Source organism: Stenotrophomonas sp. 57 (assembly GCF_030291075.1).
GTDB lineage: Bacteria > Pseudomonadota > Gammaproteobacteria > Xanthomonadales > Xanthomonadaceae > Stenotrophomonas.
Genome location: NZ_CP127407.1, coordinates 632,646 through 655,598, shown reverse-complemented (window position 1 = coordinate 655,598; position 22,953 = coordinate 632,646). Strand labels below are relative to the sequence as shown.

At 69.0% G+C, this 22,953-nt stretch carries 13 protein-coding genes; all 13 read right to left on the bottom strand.

The annotated features are described in order from the left end of the window. Positions 1 to 3: 3 nt before the first annotated feature. The 13 genes from QP512_RS02875 to purL all read right to left on the bottom strand — a co-directional run bounded on the left by QP512_RS02875 (position 4) and on the right by purL (position 22,170). Positions 4 to 786: a general secretion pathway protein GspN gene (locus tag QP512_RS02875; RefSeq protein ID WP_286070914.1), complete on the bottom strand. Its 783-nt coding sequence runs from the start codon at positions 784 to 786 to the stop codon at positions 4 to 6. Continuing rightward, positions 776 to 1,483, bottom strand: a complete 708-nt coding sequence (gene gspM, locus QP512_RS02870; RefSeq protein WP_286071982.1) for a type II secretion system protein GspM — start codon at positions 1,481 to 1,483, stop codon at positions 776 to 778. The genes QP512_RS02875 and gspM overlap by 11 nt, the downstream gene beginning before the upstream one ends. After that, the gene (locus QP512_RS02865; RefSeq protein WP_286070913.1) at positions 1,464 to 2,609 is read right to left on the bottom strand and encodes a PilN domain-containing protein; all 1,146 of its coding nucleotides are present in this window, start codon (positions 2,607 to 2,609) and stop codon (positions 1,464 to 1,466) included. The genes gspM and QP512_RS02865 overlap by 20 nt, the downstream gene beginning before the upstream one ends. After that, on the bottom strand, positions 2,606 to 3,469 hold the full coding sequence (locus tag QP512_RS02860) for a general secretion pathway protein GspK (protein ID WP_286070912.1): 864 nt from the start codon (positions 3,467 to 3,469) through the stop codon (positions 2,606 to 2,608). The genes QP512_RS02865 and QP512_RS02860 overlap by 4 nt, the downstream gene beginning before the upstream one ends. Continuing rightward, on the bottom strand, positions 3,466 to 4,098 hold the full coding sequence (locus QP512_RS02855; protein ID WP_286070911.1) for a type II secretion system protein J: 633 nt from the start codon (positions 4,096 to 4,098) through the stop codon (positions 3,466 to 3,468). Before QP512_RS02855 ends, QP512_RS02860 begins: the two co-directional genes overlap by 4 nt. Continuing rightward, complete coding sequence (locus tag QP512_RS02850; protein ID WP_286070910.1) at positions 4,095 to 4,520, bottom strand: prepilin-type N-terminal cleavage/methylation domain-containing protein; 426 nt, start codon at positions 4,518 to 4,520, stop codon at positions 4,095 to 4,097. The genes QP512_RS02855 and QP512_RS02850 overlap by 4 nt, the downstream gene beginning before the upstream one ends. Beyond that, a complete protein-coding gene (locus tag QP512_RS02845) occupies positions 4,517 to 5,011 on the bottom strand; it encodes a GspH/FimT family pseudopilin (RefSeq protein ID WP_286070909.1) in 495 nt (164 codons plus the stop codon). Before QP512_RS02845 ends, QP512_RS02850 begins: the two co-directional genes overlap by 4 nt. 6 nt (positions 5,012 to 5,017) lie before the next feature. After that, entirely contained in the window at positions 5,018 to 5,461 is a 444-nt protein-coding gene (gspG, locus tag QP512_RS02840; protein WP_004154150.1) for a type II secretion system major pseudopilin GspG, read from the bottom strand. Positions 5,462 to 5,510: 49 nt separating this feature from the next. Further along, complete coding sequence (locus QP512_RS02835; protein WP_286070908.1) at positions 5,511 to 6,731, bottom strand: type II secretion system F family protein; 1,221 nt, start codon at positions 6,729 to 6,731, stop codon at positions 5,511 to 5,513. 24 nt (positions 6,732 to 6,755) lie between these two features. After that, entirely contained in the window at positions 6,756 to 8,477 is a 1,722-nt protein-coding gene (gspE, locus tag QP512_RS02830) for a type II secretion system ATPase GspE (RefSeq protein WP_286070907.1), read from the bottom strand. Positions 8,478 to 8,614: 137 nt separating this feature from the next. Next, positions 8,615 to 10,507, bottom strand: coding sequence for a S8 family serine peptidase (locus QP512_RS02825; protein ID WP_286070906.1), 1,893 nt, complete (start codon positions 10,505 to 10,507; stop codon positions 8,615 to 8,617). Between the two features lie 157 nt (positions 10,508 to 10,664). Then, on the bottom strand, positions 10,665 to 17,846 hold the full coding sequence (locus tag QP512_RS02820) for an ESPR-type extended signal peptide-containing protein (RefSeq protein ID WP_286070905.1): 7,182 nt from the start codon (positions 17,844 to 17,846) through the stop codon (positions 10,665 to 10,667). 439 nt (positions 17,847 to 18,285) lie between these two features. Beyond that, positions 18,286 to 22,170 carry a phosphoribosylformylglycinamidine synthase gene (gene purL / locus QP512_RS02815; RefSeq protein WP_286070904.1) on the bottom strand — a complete coding sequence of 1,295 codons (3,885 nt, stop codon included), beginning with the start codon at positions 22,168 to 22,170 and terminating at the stop codon, positions 18,286 to 18,288. Positions 22,171 to 22,953 lie beyond the last annotated feature (783 nt).

Below are 22,953 nucleotides of genomic sequence, written 5' to 3'. Positions count from 1 at the left end.
ACTCTATCGGTTGGTGCCATCGCCCGGGGGCGGCGACGGTTGTTGCTGCTGTTGTTGCAGCTGGCGACGGCGGGCCTGGATGCGTTCGCGGATGGCCTGCATCTGCGCTTCGCTGGGGCCGTTGTTGTTGGCAGGGGGTGCAGCCGCGGCCGATGCTGCGGAGGCGGCACTGTCAGGCGCGCGCGGGGCCGCAGCGGGGGATGCCTGCACCGGTGCGGGGGGCTGCTGCGGCGGCGGTGGCAAGGCCCCGGGCGCCGGCGGCGCGCCGTTGGCGCCACGCAGCACGGTGGGAGGCTCCCCTCCCTGGCCGTTGAACACGGCAAGTTCCAGCACCTGGCTCCCACCAGGACCGATCACCGTGGCCTGGCGTGGTGCCAGTGCGACCAGCTGCCAGCCGTCCACCGCGTCACCATTGAGCCGCAGGCGCAGCGAACGGTTCTGTTCGGTACTGAAGGTGGCCATGCCGAAATCGCCGGTCATCAGCACCCCGGTCAGGCGCAACGCGGCGCTGGCGGCCGGTTCGCTGCCACCCAGCAGGTAAGGTCTTGGCTTGCGGTCTTCGGCGAACAGCGGGCGCTCGCCGATGACGCTGTAGCTGTCGGCGCTGGCCATGCGTTCGGCCGCCAGTGGCGGCAGGGTCGGCAGTGATGGCGCGGCATCGGCATCGCCACCGGCGCCCGGCAGCTGGCTGCCCAAGCCGAAGCCGGTGGCCAGCCAGATCGCCGCCGCCCAACCCGCCAGCGCCAGCAGGAAACCGGTGCGCAGGCTGATCTGCTCAAGTTTCATCGGCCACCTCCTGTCCCTCGGCCGGCGCAGCCGGTGCGGGGGCGGGTGCAGCCGAAGGGGGCTGCGGCGCCGACACCGGCTCGGCGCCAGGCGTCGGCACACTGCCATCGGCAGCAGCGCCGGGCAGCAGGTAGCCGGCCAGCTCGAACGACACATCCAGACCAAGCCCGGATTCATTCGGCGACTGCTGGAAGCGCTGCGCGATCAGGTTGAGATTGTCGACGAACAAGCGCGGGCTGCCGGTTTCCAGGCTGTGCAGCACGGTGGCCAGTTCGGCCACGCCACAGCGCAGGCGTACCTGCATGGCCACGCGCACGAACTCGGCGTCCCGGCGGTTGTCGGTGAGCGGGGTGCGGTTGCTGATGGTGCAGCTGCGGTTGCCCGGGCTGGCCATCGCCACCGCATCCTGCAGCTTGGCGCCAAGCGCAGCGGCGGCCGCTTCGGCGGTCGCTTCGCGCAGGAAGCCCGGCCGTTGCTGCAGGGCGTCCTGGGTGGCACGCAGGCGCTGCTCGATCTGCGGCTTCTGCTGCAGCTGTGCCTGCACGCGCGATTCGCGTTCGCGCAGCGCGGCGACATCGGCATCGATCTCGCGCAGCGGCTGGGTAAACCAGGGGTGCACCAGCAGCAGATAGGCCAGGCCCAGCACTGCCAGCAGCAGTGCCAGCGCCAGCCAGCGGTCACGGCGTGCGCTTGGCATCGGCATCGGCCGCCTCCCGGGTCGGGGTTGCCGCCGGCAACGGCTGCAGTTCCGCAGTCATGGTGAAGCGGTCGCGGCCGCTGGCGGCACCATCGGCCTGCAGCACGCCGGTCAGATTCACCTTGCGCCACTGCGGCGCATCCTGCAGCAGCTGCACCAGCTGCGACGCCTCGCGGCTGAGCCCGATCAACTGCAGGTTGTTGTTCTCGATCGCCAGCTTTTCCAGGTAGGTACCTTCCGGCAGGCGCCGGGTCAGTTCAGTCCAGATCTCCACCGTACCGGCGCGCTGGCTGCGCTGCTTTTCCAGGAACGCAGCACCGTCGATCAGCGCCTGCAGCTGCGCGCGTTCACTGGCCACACCACGCGCACTGCGCGCACTGCGCTCGACCTGGGCACGCAGTTCATCGGCAGCCGCGCGGCGGTTGTCGAGCAGCTGCAGGCCAGCCAGCACCAGCATCACCACCGCAGCCACCGCCAGCAGCAGGTTCCAGCGCCGCATCGGATCGGCCCGCAGCTGGCGCTGCGCGGGCGGCAGCAGGTTCACCTGCAGGCTGTTGCCCTGCGCATCGATGGCGTCGACAGCGGCCAGCGCGTCGGCCCATTGGCCCACGTCGCTGCGCCAGACCTCGAGCTGCCGCAACGGCCACGCCACCAGCTCGACCTGCAGCTGGCCTTCGCCCGCCGCGCCGAGTTCACGTACGTCATAGCTGACCTGACTGGATTCGAACGGCGTCTGCCGGTCGATCTCGAAACCGACCACCGCACGCAGGCGATCGGCCGCCGCCGCTGGCAGCCGCAGCTGGCGGCGCAGCACGTCATCGGCCGGCAGCAGCCACACCCGCGGCAAGCTGCGTAGTCGCGCTTCCAGCACGCGATCCAGTTCGGCCGGCGACAGCGGCCACGGCAGCCGTGCCACCGGTTCGCGGCGCTCACCGGCCTCACGCCAGACCTGCAGCTGCTCGCCTTCGCGCTGCAGCAGCAGGCGTGCCTGCGCCCAGCCCAGCGCCCACTGCCAACGGGCCGGCACCCACGCCAGCAGCGATTGTCGCCACCAGCGCAGGAAACGGCCGGCGCCGGGGCCGATCCGGCCCTGCACCTGCCGCACACTGTCCTGCCAAGCCGTCATCTTGCTGTCATTCCCTGCTCCCAGCGAAGCACTGTGTAGGACCGCCCGGGAACCCCGCCCGAGCCATTGCGTACCACTGCCTGCAACACCGACCGGCGTCCACTGCCGTCGATGACACGGGACTCGATACTATAGGTGCCACTGCTGCTGGCAAGGGTTGACGCGCCGGCAGCGGAATCGGCGTCACGCTCCTGCTGGGCGCGCTGGGCCAGTACGGTCTCCGCATCCAGGCCCAGTGCAGTCAGCACCGGCGCGCTGGCGAACTGCGGATCCGGCCGCGCCTGCCGGCTGTACAGGGTCAGGTGCGGCAGCATGGCCTGGTACAGCGCACCGCGCATGCCGAGCACGCGCTGCAGCTCACCCAGCGTCTCGAAACGCCTGTTGCGTGGGCCATAGGGCAAGCCCGCCGAGGCATAGTCGGGGGCTTCTGCGCCACCTCCTGGCTGCAGCAGGCTGTCTTCGTCACGCCAGTCGACGATTGCACCGGCCAGCTGGCGGGCCTGCGTTTCGTCTTCGCCCAGCGCTTTGAGGAAGGCAGTCAGCAGGGCCACGTCGGCCAGGTTCAGGTTGATCTTGCCGTTCTCGTCCAGCACCTTGATCTCGATGGCGGCATCGTCGAACTGCCAGCGATAGGTGCGGCCATCGGCACGCCACGGCGCCCGCTGCGGATCGGCGGACAGGCGCGTCAGCGCGTACTCCAGTCCCGCCCGCGCCCGTTCCTGCCCACGCGCATCGTCGTCCAGCACCCGCTGCTGCAGATGCTCGACGCGCGCGCTGAGCGCGAACGCGCCGACCAGCGCCGTCATCAGCGCGATCAACCACAGCACCAGCACCAGAGCCGCGCCGCGTGCCCGGTTCACCGTGCACCTCCGCTGCCACCGGCGCGCGGTGCCACCACCAGCGTGGGCCAGGGCGCCCCCTTGGCGGGCACGATCTGGATCTCCACGAGCATCGGCAGGCGCCGGGTGTCGTCCCAGCGTTGCATCCAGTCGGTCACCTGGCCGGTGCTGGCATCGATGCCGCGATAGCGCAGCTGCACCGATTTCAGGTTCTCCACCAGCACCTCCGGCGGGCGCGGCGGATTCTCGGCAATGCGCTCGCCTTCCTGCAGCAGCACCAGGTCCAGCAGCAGGCGTTGCTGGCCGCTGCGGCCATCCACCTGCAATGCATGCAGGTACGCCCCACCGCGGCCGAGATAACCGGGCAGATCGGCGGCAAACAGCATGCGTTGCTCTTCGCCCTGGAAGAAGATCGGTTCGCGGGTGGGATCAGGCACTTCCAGCGGCGTGCGCAGCGCACCGGCCAGTTGTCGCCGCAGCAGGGCCTCGACCGCACGCATGCGTTCGCTCTCGGCGGCAATCTGCTCGCCACGCTGGCTCACCGCCATCGCCGAGCGCACGCTGGCGAACGCCAGCGCCAGGCCACCGGCCAACAGCACCGTGGCCAGCATCACTTCCACCAGGGTGAAGCCTGCGGCGCGGCGCTTCATCGCGCGCTCTCCAGGTCCGGCGGCAGCAGGCGCAGGCTGCGCCAGCGCAGTTGCTCGCGCTCGCTGTCGCCCCAGCGGACCTGCAGCTGCAGTTCGGCCAGCCACGGCGCACCCGGCGATTGTGCCTGCGCCTGCATCGCATTGCCGGCACGCGGCTCCACCCACGGCTGCACCTGCAGTTCCCAGTGGTAACGCCCCTGTTCCCAGTCGCCCTGCTGGCGCCCGACCTGCAAGGGGGATGCGACACCGGCTTCGGCCAGCAACGACTGTGCATGCAGCACCGCACGCGTACGCACCTCGGCCTCGCGCACCTGTTTCGCGCCACCGGACAGGCTGCCCAGCAGCAGTGTCAGCGCCAGGCCCAGCAGGGCGAAGGCGATGATCACTTCCAGCAACGTGAAGCCACCTGCGCGCCGCTTCATGGGGCCCGCCAGGGACCGGAGCGGACCTCGCCGGTCAGCCAGCCGACATCGATGCGCCATTCGGCGCCGTCGCGCTGCAAGCGGATGCGGCCCCCGCTGGAACCACCATCGGGATGGAACTCGATCACGCCCTGCCCGGGCGCGGTGGCCAGCTGCGCGGCACCTTCGAACTGCACCTGCAGCTGCGCGGGGACATCTCCCTGGCGCTGGCTCGCACCTTGCCAGTGGCGTCGCGCCGGCTCGATCACGAAGCGCTGCGGCTCGCCGCGGGCGATGGCCTGCGCGCGCACCATGCGCAGCTGGTTGGCAATGTCCTTGCCGGCGCTGCGCAGCTGCATGCCGGCAAAGCCGCGCGACAGGCCAGCGGCGGTGATCAGGCCGATCGCGGCAATCAGCGCGATCACCAACAGCATTTCCAGCAGCGACAGGCCCGCCGCACGCCTGCCGGGCAGGCGCGGGCGTGGCAGCCGGCGCGGCAGGACGTGCGTCATGCAGGCTCAGGGCTGGTAGCGGATGTCGGCGTCGACGCTGCTGCCACCGGCCTTGCCATCCTTGCCCAGGCTGACCAGCTCGTACGGCTGGCCCTCGCCCGGCGCACGGTATTCCAGCGCGTGGCCCCACGGGTCGTTCAGATCGGCCGGCTTGGCATACGGGCCCAGCCAGCCACCCACGCCAGCGGGCGCGGTCACCAGGTCGTTCAGCGAGCCGGGCAGCTTGCCGGTGTCGATCTGGTAGTTGTCGATCTTGGATGCCACGGTCTGCACCTGCGCCTTGGCGATGTTGGCCTTGCCGCGGTCGGCACCGCCCAGCACGCGGCTGGCGACCAGGGTCAGCACCGCGCCAATCAGCACAATGACGATGATGATTTCCAGCAGGCTCATGCCCGACTGGTTGCGCGCGGCGGTGAAGGAAAGGCGGATCGGTCGACGGGAAGCAATCATGGTCGGTCCTTTCAGTTGCGGAGTGTCGGGGTTGCGTAGGGAACCATCATCAACCGATGGCATTGGTCAGGTCGTACAGCGGCACCAGCACGGCCACGATCACCGCGCCGACCACCGAGGCCAGCACCAGGGTGATGGCCGGCACCATCGCGGCCAGCAGGCGATCGATGCGCCGTGCGCTGTCCTGTTCGAACGTGTCGGCAGCCTTCAACAGCATGGTGTCGAGGGCCCCGGATTCCTCGCCGACCTGGATCATCTGCAGGGCCAGGCGCGGGAAGCGCTTGCCGCGTGACAGCGCCAGCGACAGGCCGGCACCATTTTTTACTTCATCGGCGGCCGCTTCCACATCGGCGGCCAGCGCGCGGTTGCCCAGTACGTTGCGGGCGATGCCCAAAGCGCCAAGCAGCGGCACGCCATTGCGCAGCAGGGTGCCCAGCGTGCGCGCCAGCCGTGCGGTTTCCAGTTCACCCAGCAGGCGACCGATGCCGCGGCGCTGCAGCAGCCAGCCGTCCAGTGCCAGCCGGAACGCCGGTTGCCGCGCCTTGCGCTCGAAGAACAGCGCCAGCACTGCAGGCACCACCAGCAGCAGTACCCACCAGTCCCGCACGAACAGGCCGAGCTGCAGCACGGCGTTGGTGAACCATGGCAGCGCTACGTCCAGGCTCTCGTACATCTGTGCGAACTGCGGCACCACGTAACCGAGCAGGAACAACAGCGCACCGCCCACCACCACCAGCAGGATGGCCGGATAGACCAGTGCGTTGATCACCTTGCCCTGCAGCGCGCGGCTGCGTTCGAGGTAGTCGGCCAGCCGCTGCAGCGTCTCGTGCAGGCTGCCACCCGCCTCGCCGGCACGCACCATGTTGACGTACAGCCGCGAGAACAGGCCGTGCTGGCGTTCCAATGCGGTCGACAGCGGCGAACCACCGCGCACCACGTCACGGATGTCGGTGATCGCGCGGCGCGAACGTTCGTCTTCCGGCAGCCCCAGCAGGATCGACAGCGCACGGTCCAGCGGCTGGCCGGCGCCGAGCAGGGTTGCCAGCTGCTGGGTGAACTGCAGCAGCGCGGCGCCCTGCAACGGGCGCTGGCGCAGCAGGGTGCGCCAGCTGCTGCCACCGATCGCGCCTCCGTCGGCCAGCTGCGTTTCCATCGGCAGGTGCCCCTGGTCCTGCAGGCGCGCGATCAGTTCGGCCTCGCTGGCCGCTTCCATCTGCCCGTCGAAGATCTCGCCGTGCGGATTGAGCGCTTTGTAACGGTAGTTCGGCATGTCAGCCCTGGCGTCCTGCGCGCATCAGCTTTCCTCGGTCACGCGCAGCACTTCCTCGATCGTGGTCTGCCCGCTCAGCGCCTTGCACAGGCCATCCTCGTACATGGTGCGCATGCCGGCTTCGCGCGCGATGCGTTCGATCTCGCCCATGCCGTCGCGACGCATCACTGCACGGCGCAGTGCGTCGTTCATCACCAGGAATTCCATGATGGTGGTGCGGCCCAGGTAACCGGTCGGCGCCAGCGCCGAGGGCTTCGGGCGGTACAGGTGGATCGTGCCCTGCGGCTGCAGGCGACGCAGCTCGAATCGTTCGATTTCCTCCGGCGAGGCTTCATAGCGCTCGGCATGCGTCGGTTCCAGCCGGCGCACCAGGCGTTGGGCGAGAATGCCGTTGATGGTCGACGTGAGCAGGTAGTCTTCCACGCCCATGTCGAGCAGGCGGGTGATACCGCCGGCCGCATTGTTGGTGTGCAGGGTGGACAGCACCAGGTGGCCGGTCAGCGCCGACTGGATGGCGATGCGCGCGGTTTCCAGGTCGCGCATTTCGCCGATCATGATGATGTCCGGGTCCTGGCGGACGATGCTGCGCAGCGCGTTGGCGAAATCCAACCCGATCTGCGGCTTGGCCTGGATCTGGTTGATGCCTTCGATCTGGTACTCGACCGGATCTTCCACCGTGATGATCTTGACGTCGGCGGTGTTGAGCTGGCTCAGCGCGGTATACAGCGTGGTGGTCTTGCCCGAGCCGGTCGGGCCGGTGACCAGCAGGATGCCGTGCGGCTGTTCCAGCACCTTGCGGAACTGCGGCAGGAACGCGTCGGTGAAGCCCAGGCGATGGAAATCGAATACCACCGTTTCGCGGTCGAGCAGTCGCATCACCACGCTCTCGCCGTGCGCGGTCGGCACCGTGCTCACGCGCAGGTCCAGCTCCTTGCCCTGCACGCGCAGCATGATGCGGCCATCCTGCGGCAGGCGGCGCTCGGCGATGTTGAGCCGGGCCATGATCTTGATGCGGCTGATCACCGCGGCGGTGAGATTGGCCGGCGGGCTTTCGCCCTCCACCAGCACGCCGTCGACGCGGTAACGCACCTTCAACCGGCTCTCGAACGGCTCGACATGGATGTCCGAGGCACGCAGTTCCACCGCACGCTGGATCACCAGGTTGACCAGGCGGATCACCGGCGCTTCCGAGGCCAGGTCGCGCAGGTGCTCGATGTCGTCGACCGCGCCGCCCTCGCCGTCTGCGGTTTCAACGATCGCGCCCATCGCGCTGCGGCCTTGGCCGAACCAGCGCTCGACCAGGTCGTCGATCTCCGCGCGCATGCCCAGCACCGGCGTCACCGGCACACCCAGCGCCAGCTGCACGGCCTGCTGCGGGTACGGATCGTGAGCGTCGGCCAGCCACAGCCGCACGCCCTGTTCATCCAGCGCCAGCGGACACACGTGGAACTGCTTGAGGAAGCGCAGCGACAGCGGCAGGCCCTCGGCCAGGCCCTGCGGCGGCGCGTCGGGCAGCTGCTTGCCCTCCAGCAAGGGCAGGTCCAGCACCTCGGCGCTGGCCTGCGCCTGGTCACGTTCGGACACCAGCCCCAGCCGCACCAGCAGGCCGAGCAGGCTGCCACCGGCCTCGGCGTGCAGCGGCCGTGCCCGCGCAAGATCTCCCTCCTTCAGCCGGCCACGCGCCAGCAACGCATCCAGGATGCGGCCTTCGGCATCGTCGGCAGCGGTTGCAGCAAGCGCGTTCACGTGACTCTCCTGTCAATCGGCTCGACTTTAACAGTTAAGCCGTGATTTACGTCGCCCCGCCACCCGCTTTCTTGAAAAGACGAAGCCCGTCACAGGGAAGTGACGGGCATCGGCCATTCAACTACGACACTGCGCGCTTACTGCGTGGCGAGAATGCTCACGCCGCTGTAGGCCGCTTCGCCCACCACCTTGATGTAATAGGTGCCGGCCGTTGCGGCAGTCACGCGCACGGTTTCCGAGGTACCCGGGCGGGTCGAACGCGCATCGTTGTCGGTGGCGCTCGGTTCACGACCCTTGGCCAGGTACACCGATACGTTGCCGGTGCCACCATAGGTGATGACGCTGAGCTGCTTGCCGGCCGTGGCTTCGAAGCTGTACAGCGCGCTGCTGCCGGCCGCACCGCTGAGGCCACCGACGGCCACCTTGTTGGTCAGCGGCTTGGCCACCGGACCGCAGTTCTCGGTGCACGGTTCTTCCAGCGCCTTGTCCAGTGCGGCCTTGGCATCGACGATGCCGGTGCCGATCGGGGTGGCCGACGGGATGCTGACCGGGAACGGGCGCGCGGTGTCCTTCAGCAGCGTGCGCATGTCGGCCGGCGTCAGCGGATCGCGGTTGGCGGCGATCAGCGCGCTCTGAACCAGCGCGGCAACGGCCGCCACGTGCGGGGCCGCCATCGAGGTACCGGCCAGGCCACCGATGGTGTAACCGGTGGTGGAGCCCGCAGCCGGCGGCGAGGTCTTGTTGCTGGACAGCGCCTGCCACACGTAGCCATTCGGATTGCCGTCGGTCACGCCGCCACCCGGGCCGGAGAGATCGATGCGGGCACCGAAGTTGGAGTAGTAGGCAATGGCGCCGGTGATGCCGGTAGCACCGACCGAGACCACGCCATCGCAGTTGGCCGGCCGGGCGTTGGCGACATTCATCGCATCGTTGCCGGCTGCAACCACGACCACCGTGCCGCGGTTGGTGGCACCGGTGATGGCGGCCTGGTACGCCGGATCACAGCTGCCGGAACCGCCCAGGCTCATGTTGATGATCTCGGCCGGGTTCTGGTTGGCCGGAATGCCGGCCACCGTGCCACCCGAGGCCCAGGTGATGGCATCGGTGATGTCCGACAGGGTGCCGCCGCAGTAGCCGAGCACACGCACCGGCAGCACCTTGGCCTTGTAGGCCAGGCCCGAGGCCATCAGGCCATTGTTGGTGGCCTCGGCGATGGTGCCGCTCACGTGGGTACCGTGCCAGCTGCTGTCACGCACCGGCGAACCCTGGTAGCAGGCGTTGGCGGTCGGCATCCAGTCGCCGTAGTCGAGGGCGCCCGGTACACGGCCATCGGCCGGACGACGCGAGCGGCTGGCCTGGCTGATAAAGTCGTAGCCTTCCAGCAGGGTGCCGGCCGCGAAATCGGGGTGCTCGGGCAGGATGCCGGTATCGATCACCGCCACCACGATGCCCTCACCCTGCGAGACGTCCCACGCGGCCGGCGCGTTGACGCCGCCCACCGGGTTGTGGAAGTGCCAGTTGTGGCTCTGGTAGTTCGGATCGTTGGGCACGAAGGTCGGCGACCCATCGGCCTTCGGTGCAGCGTCCAGGCGTGCGGTGGAGGCAGCGTCGATCGGATACATGATGGCGTCCGGCACCGCGTACTCGACGGTCGGATCGGCCTTCAGTTCAGCCAGCACCTTGTCCAGGTCGGCGCTGGCGATGCTCCCCTGCAGCCGGATCAGGTCGGCACCGATGCCGAGCCTGCGAGCCACCTGCGGACGCAGCGCAGCACTGCGCGCCGCCGCGTTGGTGCCACCCAGTGCGGCACGCGAGACGGCTGCGTTGACCACGGCCAGCTTGGCGTTGGTATCGGCCGCAGCGGCGCTGCCGGCACGGTACTTCACGATGATGCCTTCGACCTGCTGCGTCTTCGGGCCGGACAACGGCGCACTTACCTTCAGGTCGGCGGCCTGTGCCAGGCCAACACCGGTCAGCGACAGCACGGCGGCTGCCAGAACATTGATGCGAAGGTTCTGCTTCTTGATCACGTCGAATTCCTCTTCTGGGTCATGGATCGAACCAACACTGCGGCCATCATTCCTTGACGACTCCCGGCCGGCCCAGCCGGGATTGCCGTGACCTCCCCCCAGGCCCTCATTGCAGGTGCTGCGCCGGCGTGGGTGGCCGCCGGCGCGATGGAGTGGCTTACCAGCCGAAGCCGGCACCGACGCCGACCGAACTGTCGTCGCTGCTGAAGGCTCCGCCGAAGGTGACCGTGGCACGATCGCTGATCGCACGCTGGTAACCCAGCGACAGCGCCGATTCCCCGCCCTGGAAACCGATGCCGACGCCGACCCGGTTCTGGGTGCGGATACCCGCGGCACTGGTGGCCATGTTGAGCATCGCTGCGCTCATCGCGCCCTGGCGGTCGATGCGGCGATCCATGTGGCGCAGGCGTCCGTCGATCTCGCCCTTGAACACATCGAAGCTGTCGGCGACGGCCTGCACGCGGCTGTCGGTGTAGCTGTTGGCGGTGGCCATGCCACGGTCCAGCTGCCCCTTGTTGACCGCATCGGTGGCCGTGGTACCGGCGGCCACGTTGGTGACCTGGCGCTCGTTGCCTTCGCTGCCCACCGACACCGTATTGGCACGATCGGCAACCGAGCCCTGGCCCAGCGCCACGGCGTTGGCAGCGGTGGCGCTGGCCCCCTGGCCGATGGCGGTGGACGAGGCACCACTGGCCACGGCGCCATCGCCCATGGCAACGGCATTGAGGCCCGACGCCGGGGTGCCGACCGGGATGCCCGCACCGGCCGCGGCGACGGTCGGCGTGCCCTGCACGCGTGCCGTGCTGGCCGTTGCCACATCGGCGGTTGCCGGTGCATCGGCGGCGCTGGCCAGCGAGGTGTCCTCCAGTGGAGCCCCCATCGAACGCAGGCTGGCGGTTCCGGCACGCGTGCCACCCGCGGTGCGGCGATCGATCTCGCTGACCTTGCGGTCCAGCGCGCCCAGCGCATCGCCGACGTTGCTGTAGGTGGCGCCCTGGATCACGTAGTTCGGCGCCACGAACACACCCTGCATGCCGACGCTGGCGCCGCCACCCAGGAAGCTGGCGGCATCGCTGAGCGACTGGAACAACTGGCCGCCATTGATCGCCTGGCGACTGCCGGCGGCGATGCTGCCGGCACCGACGTTGTCGATGGTGGTGCCCTGGAAGCCGGACAGGGTCAGGCGGTCACGGCTGGCGTCGTCGTAACCGACCGCGCTGGCCGCGGTCGTTTCCACCGTGGCGATGCGCGAATCGAAATCACCGACGCGGGTCTCCACTGCGCCCACGCGCTGGTTGGTGACGTTGAGCTGCGAACCAGTCACCGCATCGCTGCTGCCGGCGGCGATACGGCCATCGGCCACGTTGACGATGCGGCGCGTGGCCGGGCCATCGGTGCCGTTGCCGCCACCGACCGACACCACGTTGGCATCGAGGGCACGCGAGCCCGCACCCAATGCCACCGAATTCGCGCCGCTGGCACCGGCACTGCTGCCCAGCGCCAGTGCACCATTGCCGATGGCGGCCGCGTTGGCACCCAGCGCGTTGCTGCGCGCACCACTGGCACTGGCACCCGAACCGAGCGCGGCCGCATCGCTGCCGCTGGCACTGGCGGTGCCGCTGCCGGTGGCCTTGACGTAGCGGGCGGTGCCATCGGCGGTTGCGGCAACGGCATCGAGCTGGCCGCGGTTGACCGCATCGGTGCGTTCGGTACCCGCGGCCACGCGAGTGATCTGGCGATCACTGGTGCTGCTGCCCACCGAGACGGTGTTGGCACGATCAGCCACCGAGCCCGAACCCAACGCCACGCTGCCTGCAGCGCTGGCGGTGGCACTGACACCCACCGCCGTTGCATTGGCGGCGGTTGCCTTGCTGCCGTAGCCGACTGCAGTACCAAGGCGACCACTGGCATCGGCGTAGCTGCCGATGGCCGAAGCACCATCGGCCGAAGCACTGGCGCGGAAGCCATTGGCCTGCGACTGCGTGCCGGTGGCGGCAGCCTGCGCACCGTTGGCGGTGCTGTAGGCGCCCTTGGCCTGGGCGCCAGCACCGGTGGCGCTGGCACCGGTCTCGCTGGCGCTGGCACCGCTGCCCAGCGCAACGCTGTCGACACCGGCCGCCTGCGCGGCGTTGCCCAGAGCGGCAGCATTGTTGCCGGTGGCCAGTGCATCGAAACCGACCGCCGTGGCACTGGCGGCCATCGCATTGGCACCGCTGCCCAGCGCAGTCGCACCGTTGCCGATCGCGTTGGCGGCATTGCCGGCCGCCAGTGCGTTGTCACCCTCCACCAGTGCACCGGCCTCGCCGTCGGCATTGCCGCTGGCCTGGAACTGGCGGCTGGTCTTGTCGGCGACGCTGGCCACGGCATCGAGCTGGCCCTTGTTCACTGCATCGGTGGCTTCGGTGCCGGCTGCAACGTTCGTCACCTGGCGTTCGCTGCCGGCCTTGCCGACAGCCACGGTGTTGTCGCGGTCGGCGGTGGAACCGGCACCGAGCGCCACGCTGTTGCTGCCATTGGCCGTCGCGTTGGCACCCAGCGCGGTGGCGTTGGTGCCGGCGGACCAGGCATTCCAGCCGATGGCGGTGGCGTAATCCTCGGTGGCCCACGCACCGGCGCCGAACGCGGCCGCGCCAGTACCACTGGCACGCGACGGAATCAGGCCGAAGAAGGTGCTGCCACCGATCGCCACGCTTTCCGCACCGCTGGCTTCACTCGACTGACCCACCGCAACCGCGCCGGTACCCGCCGCCGCGGCCCCGAAGCCCACCGCCGTGGTGTTGGCGCCGCTGGCCACCGAACCGTAGCCGAGCGCAGTGCCGAGGCGACCGGTCGCTTCGGCATAGCCACCCACCGCCGTCGTGCCATCGGCCGACGCGGTGCTGCGGAAACCGTTGGCCAGCGACTGTGCGCCACTGGCGTTGGATTCGGTACCGCTGGCGGTGCTGTAGACACCGCTGGCCTGCGCACGGGCGCCCACTGCGCTTGCGCCCACATCGCTGGCACTGGCGCCGCTGCCCAGGGCCACGCTGTCATCGCCGGTGGCCTGCGCGGTGCTGCCCAGTGCAGCCGCATTGCTGCCGGTCGCCAGCGCATCGATGCCGACGGCGGTGGCGTTGGCGGCCAGTGCGTTGGCACCACTGCCCAGTGCGGTAGCGCCGTTGCCGATGGCGTTGGCCGCATCACCTGCGGCCAGTGCGTTGTCGCCCTCCACCAACGCACCGGTTTCACCATCGGCATTGCCGCTGGCCTGGAACTGCCTGCTCGTCTTTTCCGCGGCGGCGGCTACGGCGTCGAGCTGGTTCTTGTTGACCGCATCGTTGCCCTGCGTGCCATCGGCCACGTTGGTGATCTGGCGGGTATTGCCGCCGCCGCCCACCGACACGGTGTTGTCGCGGTCGGCGATCGAATCCGCACCCAGCGCCACGCTGTTGTCTCCGCGCGATTCCGCTGCATTGCCCAGCGCGGTGCTGTTGATGCCCGGCGACCAGGCGCCACCGCCCACCGCGGTGGAGTAGTTGCCCGAGGCTTCGGTGGCCAGCGTGCCGAACAGCGAGCCGCCGATGGCGACGCTGTTGGTGCCGGTGGCCAGGCTGCCCTGGCCGGTGGCGGTGCTGTACGCGCCGGAGGCTTCCGAGTCGCCGCCCAGCGCCACGCTGTTGGAACCGGAGGCGTTGGCGAAATTGCCGAACGCGGTGGCGTTGAACGCCGAGGCCTGCGCGTAGCCGCCGATGGCGGTGCTGTAACCGCCGGTGGCTTCGGCGCCGATGCCGAACGCCGCCGATGCGGTGCCGCTGGCCACGCTCTCGCTGCCCACCGCCGTGGCACCACTGCCACTGGCGTTGCTGAAGTAGCCCACCGCCACCGCTTCTTCGCCGGAGGCTTCGGACAACACGCCGTTGGCGGTGCTGCCGGCGCCACTGGCAATGCTGGCCGCGCCGAACGCTGCGCTCTGTTCCCCGCTGGCTTCGCTCTCGGCGCCCTGCGCGGTTGCATACTCACCGGTGGCCTGTGCATTGGCACCGACGGCGCTGGCATTGGCAGCGGTCGCCAGTGCATTGAAGCCGATCGCCTGCGCGTTGTTGGCCAGCGCATTGGCACCGCTGCCGAGTGCGGTGGCGCCGTTGCCGATGGCGTTGGCGGCGTCGCCGGCGGCCAGTGCGTTGTCACCTTCCACCAGCGCACCGGCCACATCATCACCGTTGCCGCTGGCCTGGAAGAAGCGGCTGGTGGTGGTGGCGGTGCTTGCCACCGCGTCCAGCTGTGCCTTGTTCACCGCATCGGTGGCCTGGGTACCGGCGGCGACATGGGTGATCTGCCGCTCGCTACCGGTGCTGCCCACTGACACCGTGCGTGCGCGGTTGGCCACCGAACCGGCACCCAGCGCGACCGCGTTGCTGGCACTGGCGTTGCTGCCCGCACCCAGCGCGATCGCGTTTTCAGCGCCGGCCACGGTGTTGGTACCGATGGCGATGCTGTTGAGCGTGTTGCCGAGCGCCTGGAAGCCGAGCGCGACACTGTTGTCACCATAGCCGAAGGCACCACGGCCGACGGCGGTGGCGCTGGTGCCGTTGGCCCAGCTGTTGTAGCCGATGGAGGTGGCGCCGGCGCCGCTGGCCCATGCAGCATTGCCGAACGCCGAGGCATTGGTGGCAGTGGCCCATGCACCGGAACCGAACGCGCTGGCGCCACTGGCGGTGGCCCAGCTGTAGCCGCCCACCGCGGTGCTGTCATCGCTGCTGGCGAACGCACTGTCACCCACTGCCACCGCATAGGCACCGGTTGCGCGCGACTTGCCGCCCGCGGCGAAGCTGTTGTCGCCGCTGGCCTTGGCGGCGTTGCCGAAGGCGCTGCTGGCAGCACCGGTGGCCTGCGCGCCGCTGCCGACCGCCGTGGCATCGGCAACCGCAGTGGTGCCAACCTGCTGCGCCTTGCCATCGGCGCCGATGATCGGTTGGTTGAATTCGTCGTAGGCCTGGCCCAGGCCACCGATGGCGACGCCGCCGTTACCGGTGGCCGCACTGTTGCGGCCCACCGCCACGCTGTCATCGCCGATCGCTGACGCAGCCGCGCCATGGGCTACTGCACCGGCGCCGATCGCATTGCTTGACGAACCAGCAGCGATGGCGCCCTCGCCCTCGGCCAGTGCGCCGGCATCGCTGTCGGCTTCCGGCTGCGCCTGGAAGAAGCGCGCGGTGCTGTCGGCGGTGTTGGCCACCGCATCCAGCTGCGCCTTGTTCACTGCATCGGTGGCCTGGGTGCCCGCGGCCACGCTGACGATCTGCCGCTCGTTGCCATTGGTTCCCACGGCAACCGTGTTGGCGCGGTTGGACCCGGAGTAGGCACCCAGTGCAACACTGTTCTCGGCGCCAGCGGTAGCGTAGTAGCCGATGGCAGTGCTGTCCTTGCCGACAGCCCAGGTCTGCGCACCCAGTGCACTGGCGTTCTCGCCCGGTGCATAGGCGAAGTAGCCCACGGCGGTGGCTTCAATGCCGGAGGCTTCGCTGAGGGTGCCGTTGGCCACCGCGCGGTCACCGCTGGCGATGGCGCCGGCACCCACCGCAATCGCGGCTTCGCCGCTGGCCCGGGTCTGCACGAAGAAGCCCATGCCCGGAACCAGATCGGCCGGGCCACCGATGGCGACGCTGCTGGTACCGGTCGCATTGCTCTGCGTACCGAGCGCTGTCGAATAGTCGCCGATGGCATTGGAGACCGCACCGAACGCCGACGCCTGCGCGCCGGAGGCATAGGCACCCACGCCATAGGACGATGCGGCAAAACCGCTGGCATCGGCGCTGGCGCCGACCGCCGTGCCACCCACACCGGCACTGGTGGCGCCGGTGACCACCGGCACGCCACCACTGGTGATCAGCGGGTTGCCGCTGGCGTCCACCGCAGCGCCACCCACGGCAACGCTGCCCGGGCCGTTGGCCTGCGCGTTGTTGCCGAACGCGGCGCTGTTCTGGCCCGAGGCCAGCGCGTTGTTGCCCACGGCAGTCGCGTTCTGCGCCACGGCGGTAGCGCCGGCGCCGACCGCCGTGGTGCCGTTGCCGATGGCGTTGGCGGCCTCGCCAGCCGCCAGCGCGTCGTCACCTTCCGCCAGTGCACCGGCATCGCTGTTGCTGCTGCCGGTGGCCTGGAAACGCTTGGCGGTGGCATCGGCCACCGCGGCAACATCCTTCAACTGCCCGACGTTGACCGCATCGGTATCGTCGGTACCGGCGGCAACGCTGGTGATCTGGCGGGTCAGGCCGTAGTCGGCGGCACCGACGGACACGGTATCGACACGGTCGGCCAGCGAACCGGCGCCCAGCGCCACGCTGCCGGTAGCGACCGCGGCGGAATTGGAACCCAGCGCGGTGCTGTATTCACCCACCGCCGTGCTGAATGCACCGACGGCGATCGAGGCTTCGTTGGCGGCGGTGGCGCCGCGACCGAGCGCGGTGCTGCCCGGGCCCATCGCAACAGCACCGCCACCGACGGCGGTCGCACCATCGGCGGTGGCTTCGGACAATGCCCCCAGGGCCGTTGCTGCACCGTTTTCGCTGGCGGCGTACGCGCTGGCGCCGACGGCGGTATCGCCAAGGCCGAAGGCTGCTGCGCTCTGCCCGACCACTACGCTGGCATCACCGATCGCCAACGCGCCCTGGCCGAACGCGCTGGCGCCGATGCCCGCCGCAATGGCCTGGGTACCGATGGCGGTGGTGGCGTTGGCCAGCGACTGCGCACCGGCACCGGCGGCCAGTGCACCCTCGCCCTCGATCTTCGCCGCGTCGCTGTCATCACCTGCGCCGTCGGCCTTGAAATAGCGGTTGCCGTCTGCGGCAACGTCGGCCAGCGCGGCCTGGGTGGCACGCGCCTGCGCGTCCAGCTGCGCCTTGTTCACTGCGTCGGTCGCCTGCGTGCCTGCGGCGACGTTGGTGACCTGCCGTTCCTTGCCGGCATCGCCAACGGACACCGTGTTGGCGCGCGTGGCCTTGGAGCCCGCGCCCAGCGCCACGCTGTTGGCCGCACTGGCGCTGCTGTTGCTGCCGATCGCCACCGCATTGCTGCCCTTGGCCGTGGCCGAGCCTTCGATCAGGCACTTTTCGAGCAGCTTGCCGCTGAAGGCCACGCAGGTGGCGCTACCGCCGATCTGCACCGACTGTGCGGTGGCAGAGCCACTCATGCCCAATCCCAATACCAGGCCCAGTGCCACCGCCAGCCGTGCGGGCGTGGCCTGTGTCGCATCGCGGCGCTGGTCGACGACCCCACCGCTGCTGCTGTCGGAGGAAGCCAGTTCCGAGGCCACCACCAACTGACCCAGTGCTTTGTTCCAGACCTTGCGATAAATCCGATTCATCGGTACGGCTCCTGATTGGACTGGTTTTGGGCAAAGCAACGCCACCGCTGGGCTTTCCGGCCCAACGTCCCCTGGGGGCGTTTATTCGCGTGATTTACTGCGGGGTATTGCCGAACGGCGCGCAGCGACAGAAAACCGAGCGCGTGCGCCAACCGGTTACTGCGAAATGAATGATTCTGAAACGGGGTTCAAGTGTTAACGGCAACTGTGCAGATCGTCAAGACTTTGACACCACAAATCCCATTGCCGTGAAACAGTTCACTGTTCCGCGTGTTTATAAAAGGATTTTGTTAGCCGTGCGTGACGATTTGCTGTCGCCTGAAAATCGATGTAACTCGCGGACGCATCAGGAGTTTCACGCGTGCAAAGAAAAAACCCGCCGATCAACGGCGGGTTTTTCCATACGCGATGGGATTGATGTCTGCGCGATGGGATGCGATCAACCGCACCACACCCGCGCGTTGCGGAACATGCGCATCCACGGTGAATCACCCTGCCACTCGACCGGCGCCCAGCTCATGTTGAGCGCGCGCGGAGTACGTTCCGGGTGCGGCATCATGATGGTGACGCGGCCATCGCTGCTGGTCAGGCCGGTGATGCCGTCCGGCGAACCGTTCGGGTTCAGCGGGTACTGGCTGGCCACGTTGCCGTGGCCATCGATGTAGCGCAGCGAAACACGGGCCGCGGCCTGGTCGACGGCGTTGTCGAACACCGCCTGGCCTTCACCATGCGCCACTGCCACCGGCAGGCGCGAACCGGCCATGCCACGCAGGAGGATCGACGGCGATTCCACCACTTCCAGCAGCGCGGTGCGGGCTTCGAACTGTTCGCTGGCGTTGCGGCGGAACTGCGGCCAGTGCTCGGCACCGGGGATGATGTTCTTCAGCTGGCTCATCATCTGGCAGCCGTTGCACACGCCCAGTGCGAAGCTGTTCTCGCGCGCGAAGAACGCAGCGAAGGCATCCCGCAACGCACTGCGCTCCAGGATCGAGGTGGCCCAGCCGCGGCCGGCACCGAGCACGTCGCCGTAGCTGAAGCCGCCGCAGGCAACCAGGCCGGTGAAGTCCTGCAGGGCCACGCGACCTTCGATCAGGTCGCTCATGTGCACGTCGAAGGCGCGGAAGCCGGCACGTTCGAAGATGTTCGCCATTTCAATCTGGCCATTGACGCCCTGCTCGCGCAGCACGGCCACGCGCGGACGCGCACCGGTGCTGATGAACGGAGCGGCCACGTCTTCGTTGAGGTCGAAGCTCAGCTTCGGCTTCAGGCCCGGCGCATTGAACGCGCGCGCCACCTCACGCTCGGCATCGGCGTTGGCCGGATTGTCGCGGCGCTTCTGCATCGCGTGGGTGACCGACCACCAGGCGTCGAACAGCGCTTCCCAGCGCCATTCGGCCAGGTTCTCGCCGCCCAGCGACACGCGCACCACCGGTGCGGTGGTCGGCTTGGCGATGCGCTGCGCGCACTCGATCAGTGCATGGCGCTCGACCAGGTCGGCGAAGGCCGCACGGTCTTCGCGGGCGATCTGCACCACCGCCCCCAGTTCTTCGTTGAACAGGCTGCGGAACGGATCATCGCCCCAGGCATCGAGGGTGATGTCCAGGCCCAGCCGCGAGGTGAACGCCATTTCGCACAGCGCGGCGAAGGCACCGCCGTCGCTGCGGTCGTGGTAGGCCAGCAGCAGGCCGGCCTGGCGCGCATCGCGAATCAGCTCGAAGAAGCCACGCAGGCGCTGCGGGTCATCCAGGTCCGGGGCGGCACCGGCGAATGCCGGCAGGTCGCCGTGGTCGGCGTGCACCTGGGCCAGGATCGAACCGCCCAGGCGCTGCTTGCCGGCACCCAGGCCGATCAGCCACAGCTCGCTTTCGACGTCGCGGTCGAGCAGCGGCGTCAGCTGCTGGCGCACGTCGGCGACCGGTGCGAACGCCGAGATCACCAGCGACACCGGCGACACGCTTTTGTGCGCTTCGCCCTGGTCGTGCCACTGCGCCTGCATCGACAGCGAGTCCTTGCCCACCGGGATGCTGATGTCCAGCTGCGGGCACAGTTCCATGCCCACCGCCTTCACCGCGTCGTACAGCAGCGCGTCTTCGCCCGGGTGGCCGGCCGCGGCCATCCAGTTCGCCGACAGCTTGATCTCATCCAGCGCATCGACCGGGGCCGCGCACAGGTTGGTCAGCGCTTCGCCTACCGCCATGCGTGCCGAAGCTGCCGCATCGAGCAGGGCCAGCGGGGTGCGCTCGCCGATCGACATGGCTTCGCCAGCCACGCCGTCGAAGTCGGCCACGGTGATGGCCACATCGGCCACCGGCAGCTGCCACGGGCCGACCATCTGTTCGCGTGCGGTCAGGCCGCCGACGCTGCGGTCACCGATGGTGACCAGGAAGTTCTTCGACGCCACCGTCGGGTGCGCAAGCACGCGCAGGCCCGCTTCCTGCAGATCCAGACCTGCGGTCTTCAGCGCCGGCCAGCGCGGGGCCGGCGGATGCGCGGTATCGCGGTGCATCTTCGGCGGCTTGCCGAACAGCACGTCCATCGGCAGGTCGATCGGTGCGTCGGCGGGGATGTTGCCCGGCACGGCACCGTAAGCCACCACCAGGTGTTCCTCGGCGGTGGCCACGCCGACCGCCGCGAACGGACAGCGCTCGCGGGCGCACAGCGCGGCGAACTCGGCCAGACGCTCCTGGGCCACGCCCAGCACGTAGCGTTCCTGCGATTCATTGCACCACAGCTGCATCGGCGACAGCGACGGATCATCGGTGGGCACCTTGCCCAGGTCGATCACGCCACCGACGTTGGAGTCGTGCAGCAGCTCGGGGATGGCATTGGACAGGCCACCGGCACCGACATCGTGGAAGAACTTGATCGGGTTGTTGGCGCCCATCGCCACGCAGCGGTCGATGACCTCCTGGCAGCGACGTTCCATTTCCGGGTTGTCACGCTGCACGCTGGCGAAGTCCAGGTCTTCGGCGCTTTCGCCGGAGGCCACCGAACTGGCGGCACCGCCGCCCAGGCCGATCAGCATCGCCGGGCCACCCAGCACGATCACCGCATCGCCATCCTGCAGCGGGATCTTGTCCACCTGCACGCGATCGATCGCACCGAGGCCACCGGCCAGCATGATCGGCTTGTCATAGGCACGCACCAGATCGGCGCCTTCGGGCAGCTCGAAGCTGCGGAAGTAGCCGAGCAGGTTCGGGCGGCCGAACTCGTTGTTGAACGCGGCGCCGCCGAGCGGGCCGTCGGTCATGATTTCCAGCGCCGGCGCCATGCGCGGGTTCAGCGCGCGCGGCGCTTCCCATGGCTGCGGCAGCTCGGGAATGCGCAGGTGCGAGACCGAGAAGCCGGTCAGGCCGGCCTTCGGCTTGCCGCCGCGGCCGGTCGCGCCCTCGTCGCGGATCTCGCCACCGGCACCGGTCGAGGCGCCCGGGAACGGTGCGATCGCGGTCGGGTGGTTGTGGGTTTCCACCTTGATCTGGAACGCGCTCGGCACCTGCGGCTCGCGGCGGTATTCGCCGCTTGCCGGGTCCGGGCGGTAGCGCGAGGCCGGATGGCCTTCGATCACCGCCGCATTGTCGCTGTACGCACTGAGCGTGTGCTGCGGGGTCTGCTGGTGGGTGTTCTTGATCATCCGGAACAGCGAGCGGTCCTGTTCCTGGCCGTCGATGGTCCAGCTGGCGTTGAAGATCTTGTGCCGGCAGTGCTCGGAATTGGCCTGCGCGAACATCATCAGTTCCACGTCCGACGGCGAGCGGCCCAGCGCGGTGAAGCGTTCGCGCAGGTAGTCGATCTCATCCTGGGCCATGGCCAGGCCGAGGCGCTGGTTGGCAACCTCCAGCTGATCCACCGGCACGCGTTCCAGCTCGCCACGCGCGGGCGCCGAGAACAATGCCTGGCCCTGCTCCACGGTCTCCAGCACCGACTGCGTCATCGGGTCGTGCAGCGCCTTGACCAGCGCCTGCTGGGCGTCGGCGTCGGCCGGCCAGCCCTGCACGTCGATGCGCAGGCCACGCTCGACCCGGCTGACCGGCTGACCGGCACCGCGCACCAGCTCCGTGGCCTTGCTCGACCACGGCGACAGCGTGCCCAGGCGAGGCACCACGATGCGGCTGACCGCGCCTTCGGCCACGGCCTCGGCCTGCGGCGCAGCTTCGAGGATGCGGCACAGGGTGGCAAGGTCGGGAGCGGCGCTGCCTTCGGGCTGCACGAAGTAGACGTGCCAGGCACCGCTGATGCGCAGGGAGGGAGCGATGGACTGCAGGCGGGATTCAAGACGTTCGCGGCGGAACGGCGACAGGGCGGGCGCGCCCTCGAGGACCATCATGTCCGGGGAACCGTAGTTGGGAAACGGGCCCGACATTGTACCGGAAGCGGGGGAAGGGCTTTGGCCGGGCGGCGCCCGGCACCCGCCGAGGCCAGGGCAACGGCAACGGCCAGAGCAAAAGCTGGCTTCCCGTGGGATGGCGGGGTGGGTCCGGTGGCGGGGGACGCCGTAAACCCGTCCTTGGGGGCTTGGCCGCGGCATCCATGCCGCGGACACCCCCGCCACCGGACCCACCCCGCCTTCGACAGATTTCTGCGATCTGCTGGAACGGCACGGGGTCGGATCCCGTTGCTTCGCAACGGGCTCTGACCCTGGATTTGTTGCGATATCTGATGGATCCATCCACGCATGGCGTGGATGGGAGCGAAGCGACCGGCTTTTGCTTTTGCTTTTGCTTTTGCTTCTGATTTTTTGTTCTGTCTTCCGTGGCTGGCCGCGCAGGAACCTGTCCGTGGCCGGGTGGGTGGGCTGCGCAGGGGCGTAAGCGCCATGGATGGCGCGCCCGAGCCTACAGGGACGTATTCACGGCGCCCCCTGCGCAGCCCACCCGCCCGGCCAACCTCCAGAAACCCGCTGTTCGCGGAAAGCCCCAGCCACGAGGGGCTCCGCCGATGGCCGCCGACCGCGCGCGTCGCGCTCTCGGCCCGATTCCCCGAACCATGCACTCGCTCACGGATTGACCACGCAATTGATGACAACGTTGTCCCTACCTGGTGCCGGACTCTCTCCCCGGCCTCCCAGGTACCTCCGTCCGCCCCCTCCGTCGCCTTCCCTGGCGACGCC

Excerpts from the sequence above, each read along its gene's own strand:
- QP512_RS02875 (WP_286070914.1), bottom strand. The coding sequence starts at position 786 with ATGAAACTTGAGCAGATCAGCCTGCGCACCGGTTTCCTGCTGGCGCTG.
- gspM (WP_286071982.1), bottom strand. The coding sequence starts at position 1,483 with ATGCCAAGCGCACGCCGTGACCGCTGGCTGGCGCTGGCACTGCTGCTG.
- QP512_RS02865 (WP_286070913.1), bottom strand. The coding sequence starts at position 2,609 with ATGACGGCTTGGCAGGACAGTGTGCGGCAGGTGCAGGGCCGGATCGGC.
- QP512_RS02855 (WP_286070911.1), bottom strand. The coding sequence starts at position 4,098 with ATGAAGCGCCGCGCCGCAGGCTTCACCCTGGTGGAAGTGATGCTGGCC.
- QP512_RS02850 (WP_286070910.1), bottom strand. The coding sequence starts at position 4,520 with ATGAAGCGGCGCGCAGGTGGCTTCACGTTGCTGGAAGTGATCATCGCC.
- QP512_RS02845 (WP_286070909.1), bottom strand. The coding sequence starts at position 5,011 with ATGACGCACGTCCTGCCGCGCCGGCTGCCACGCCCGCGCCTGCCCGGC.
- gspG (WP_004154150.1), bottom strand. The coding sequence starts at position 5,461 with ATGATTGCTTCCCGTCGACCGATCCGCCTTTCCTTCACCGCCGCGCGC.
- QP512_RS02835 (WP_286070908.1), bottom strand. The coding sequence starts at position 6,731 with ATGCCGAACTACCGTTACAAAGCGCTCAATCCGCACGGCGAGATCTTC.
- QP512_RS02820 (WP_286070905.1), bottom strand. The coding sequence starts at position 17,846 with ATGAATCGGATTTATCGCAAGGTCTGGAACAAAGCACTGGGTCAGTTG.
- purL (WP_286070904.1), bottom strand. The coding sequence starts at position 22,170 with ATGATGGTCCTCGAGGGCGCGCCCGCCCTGTCGCCGTTCCGCCGCGAA.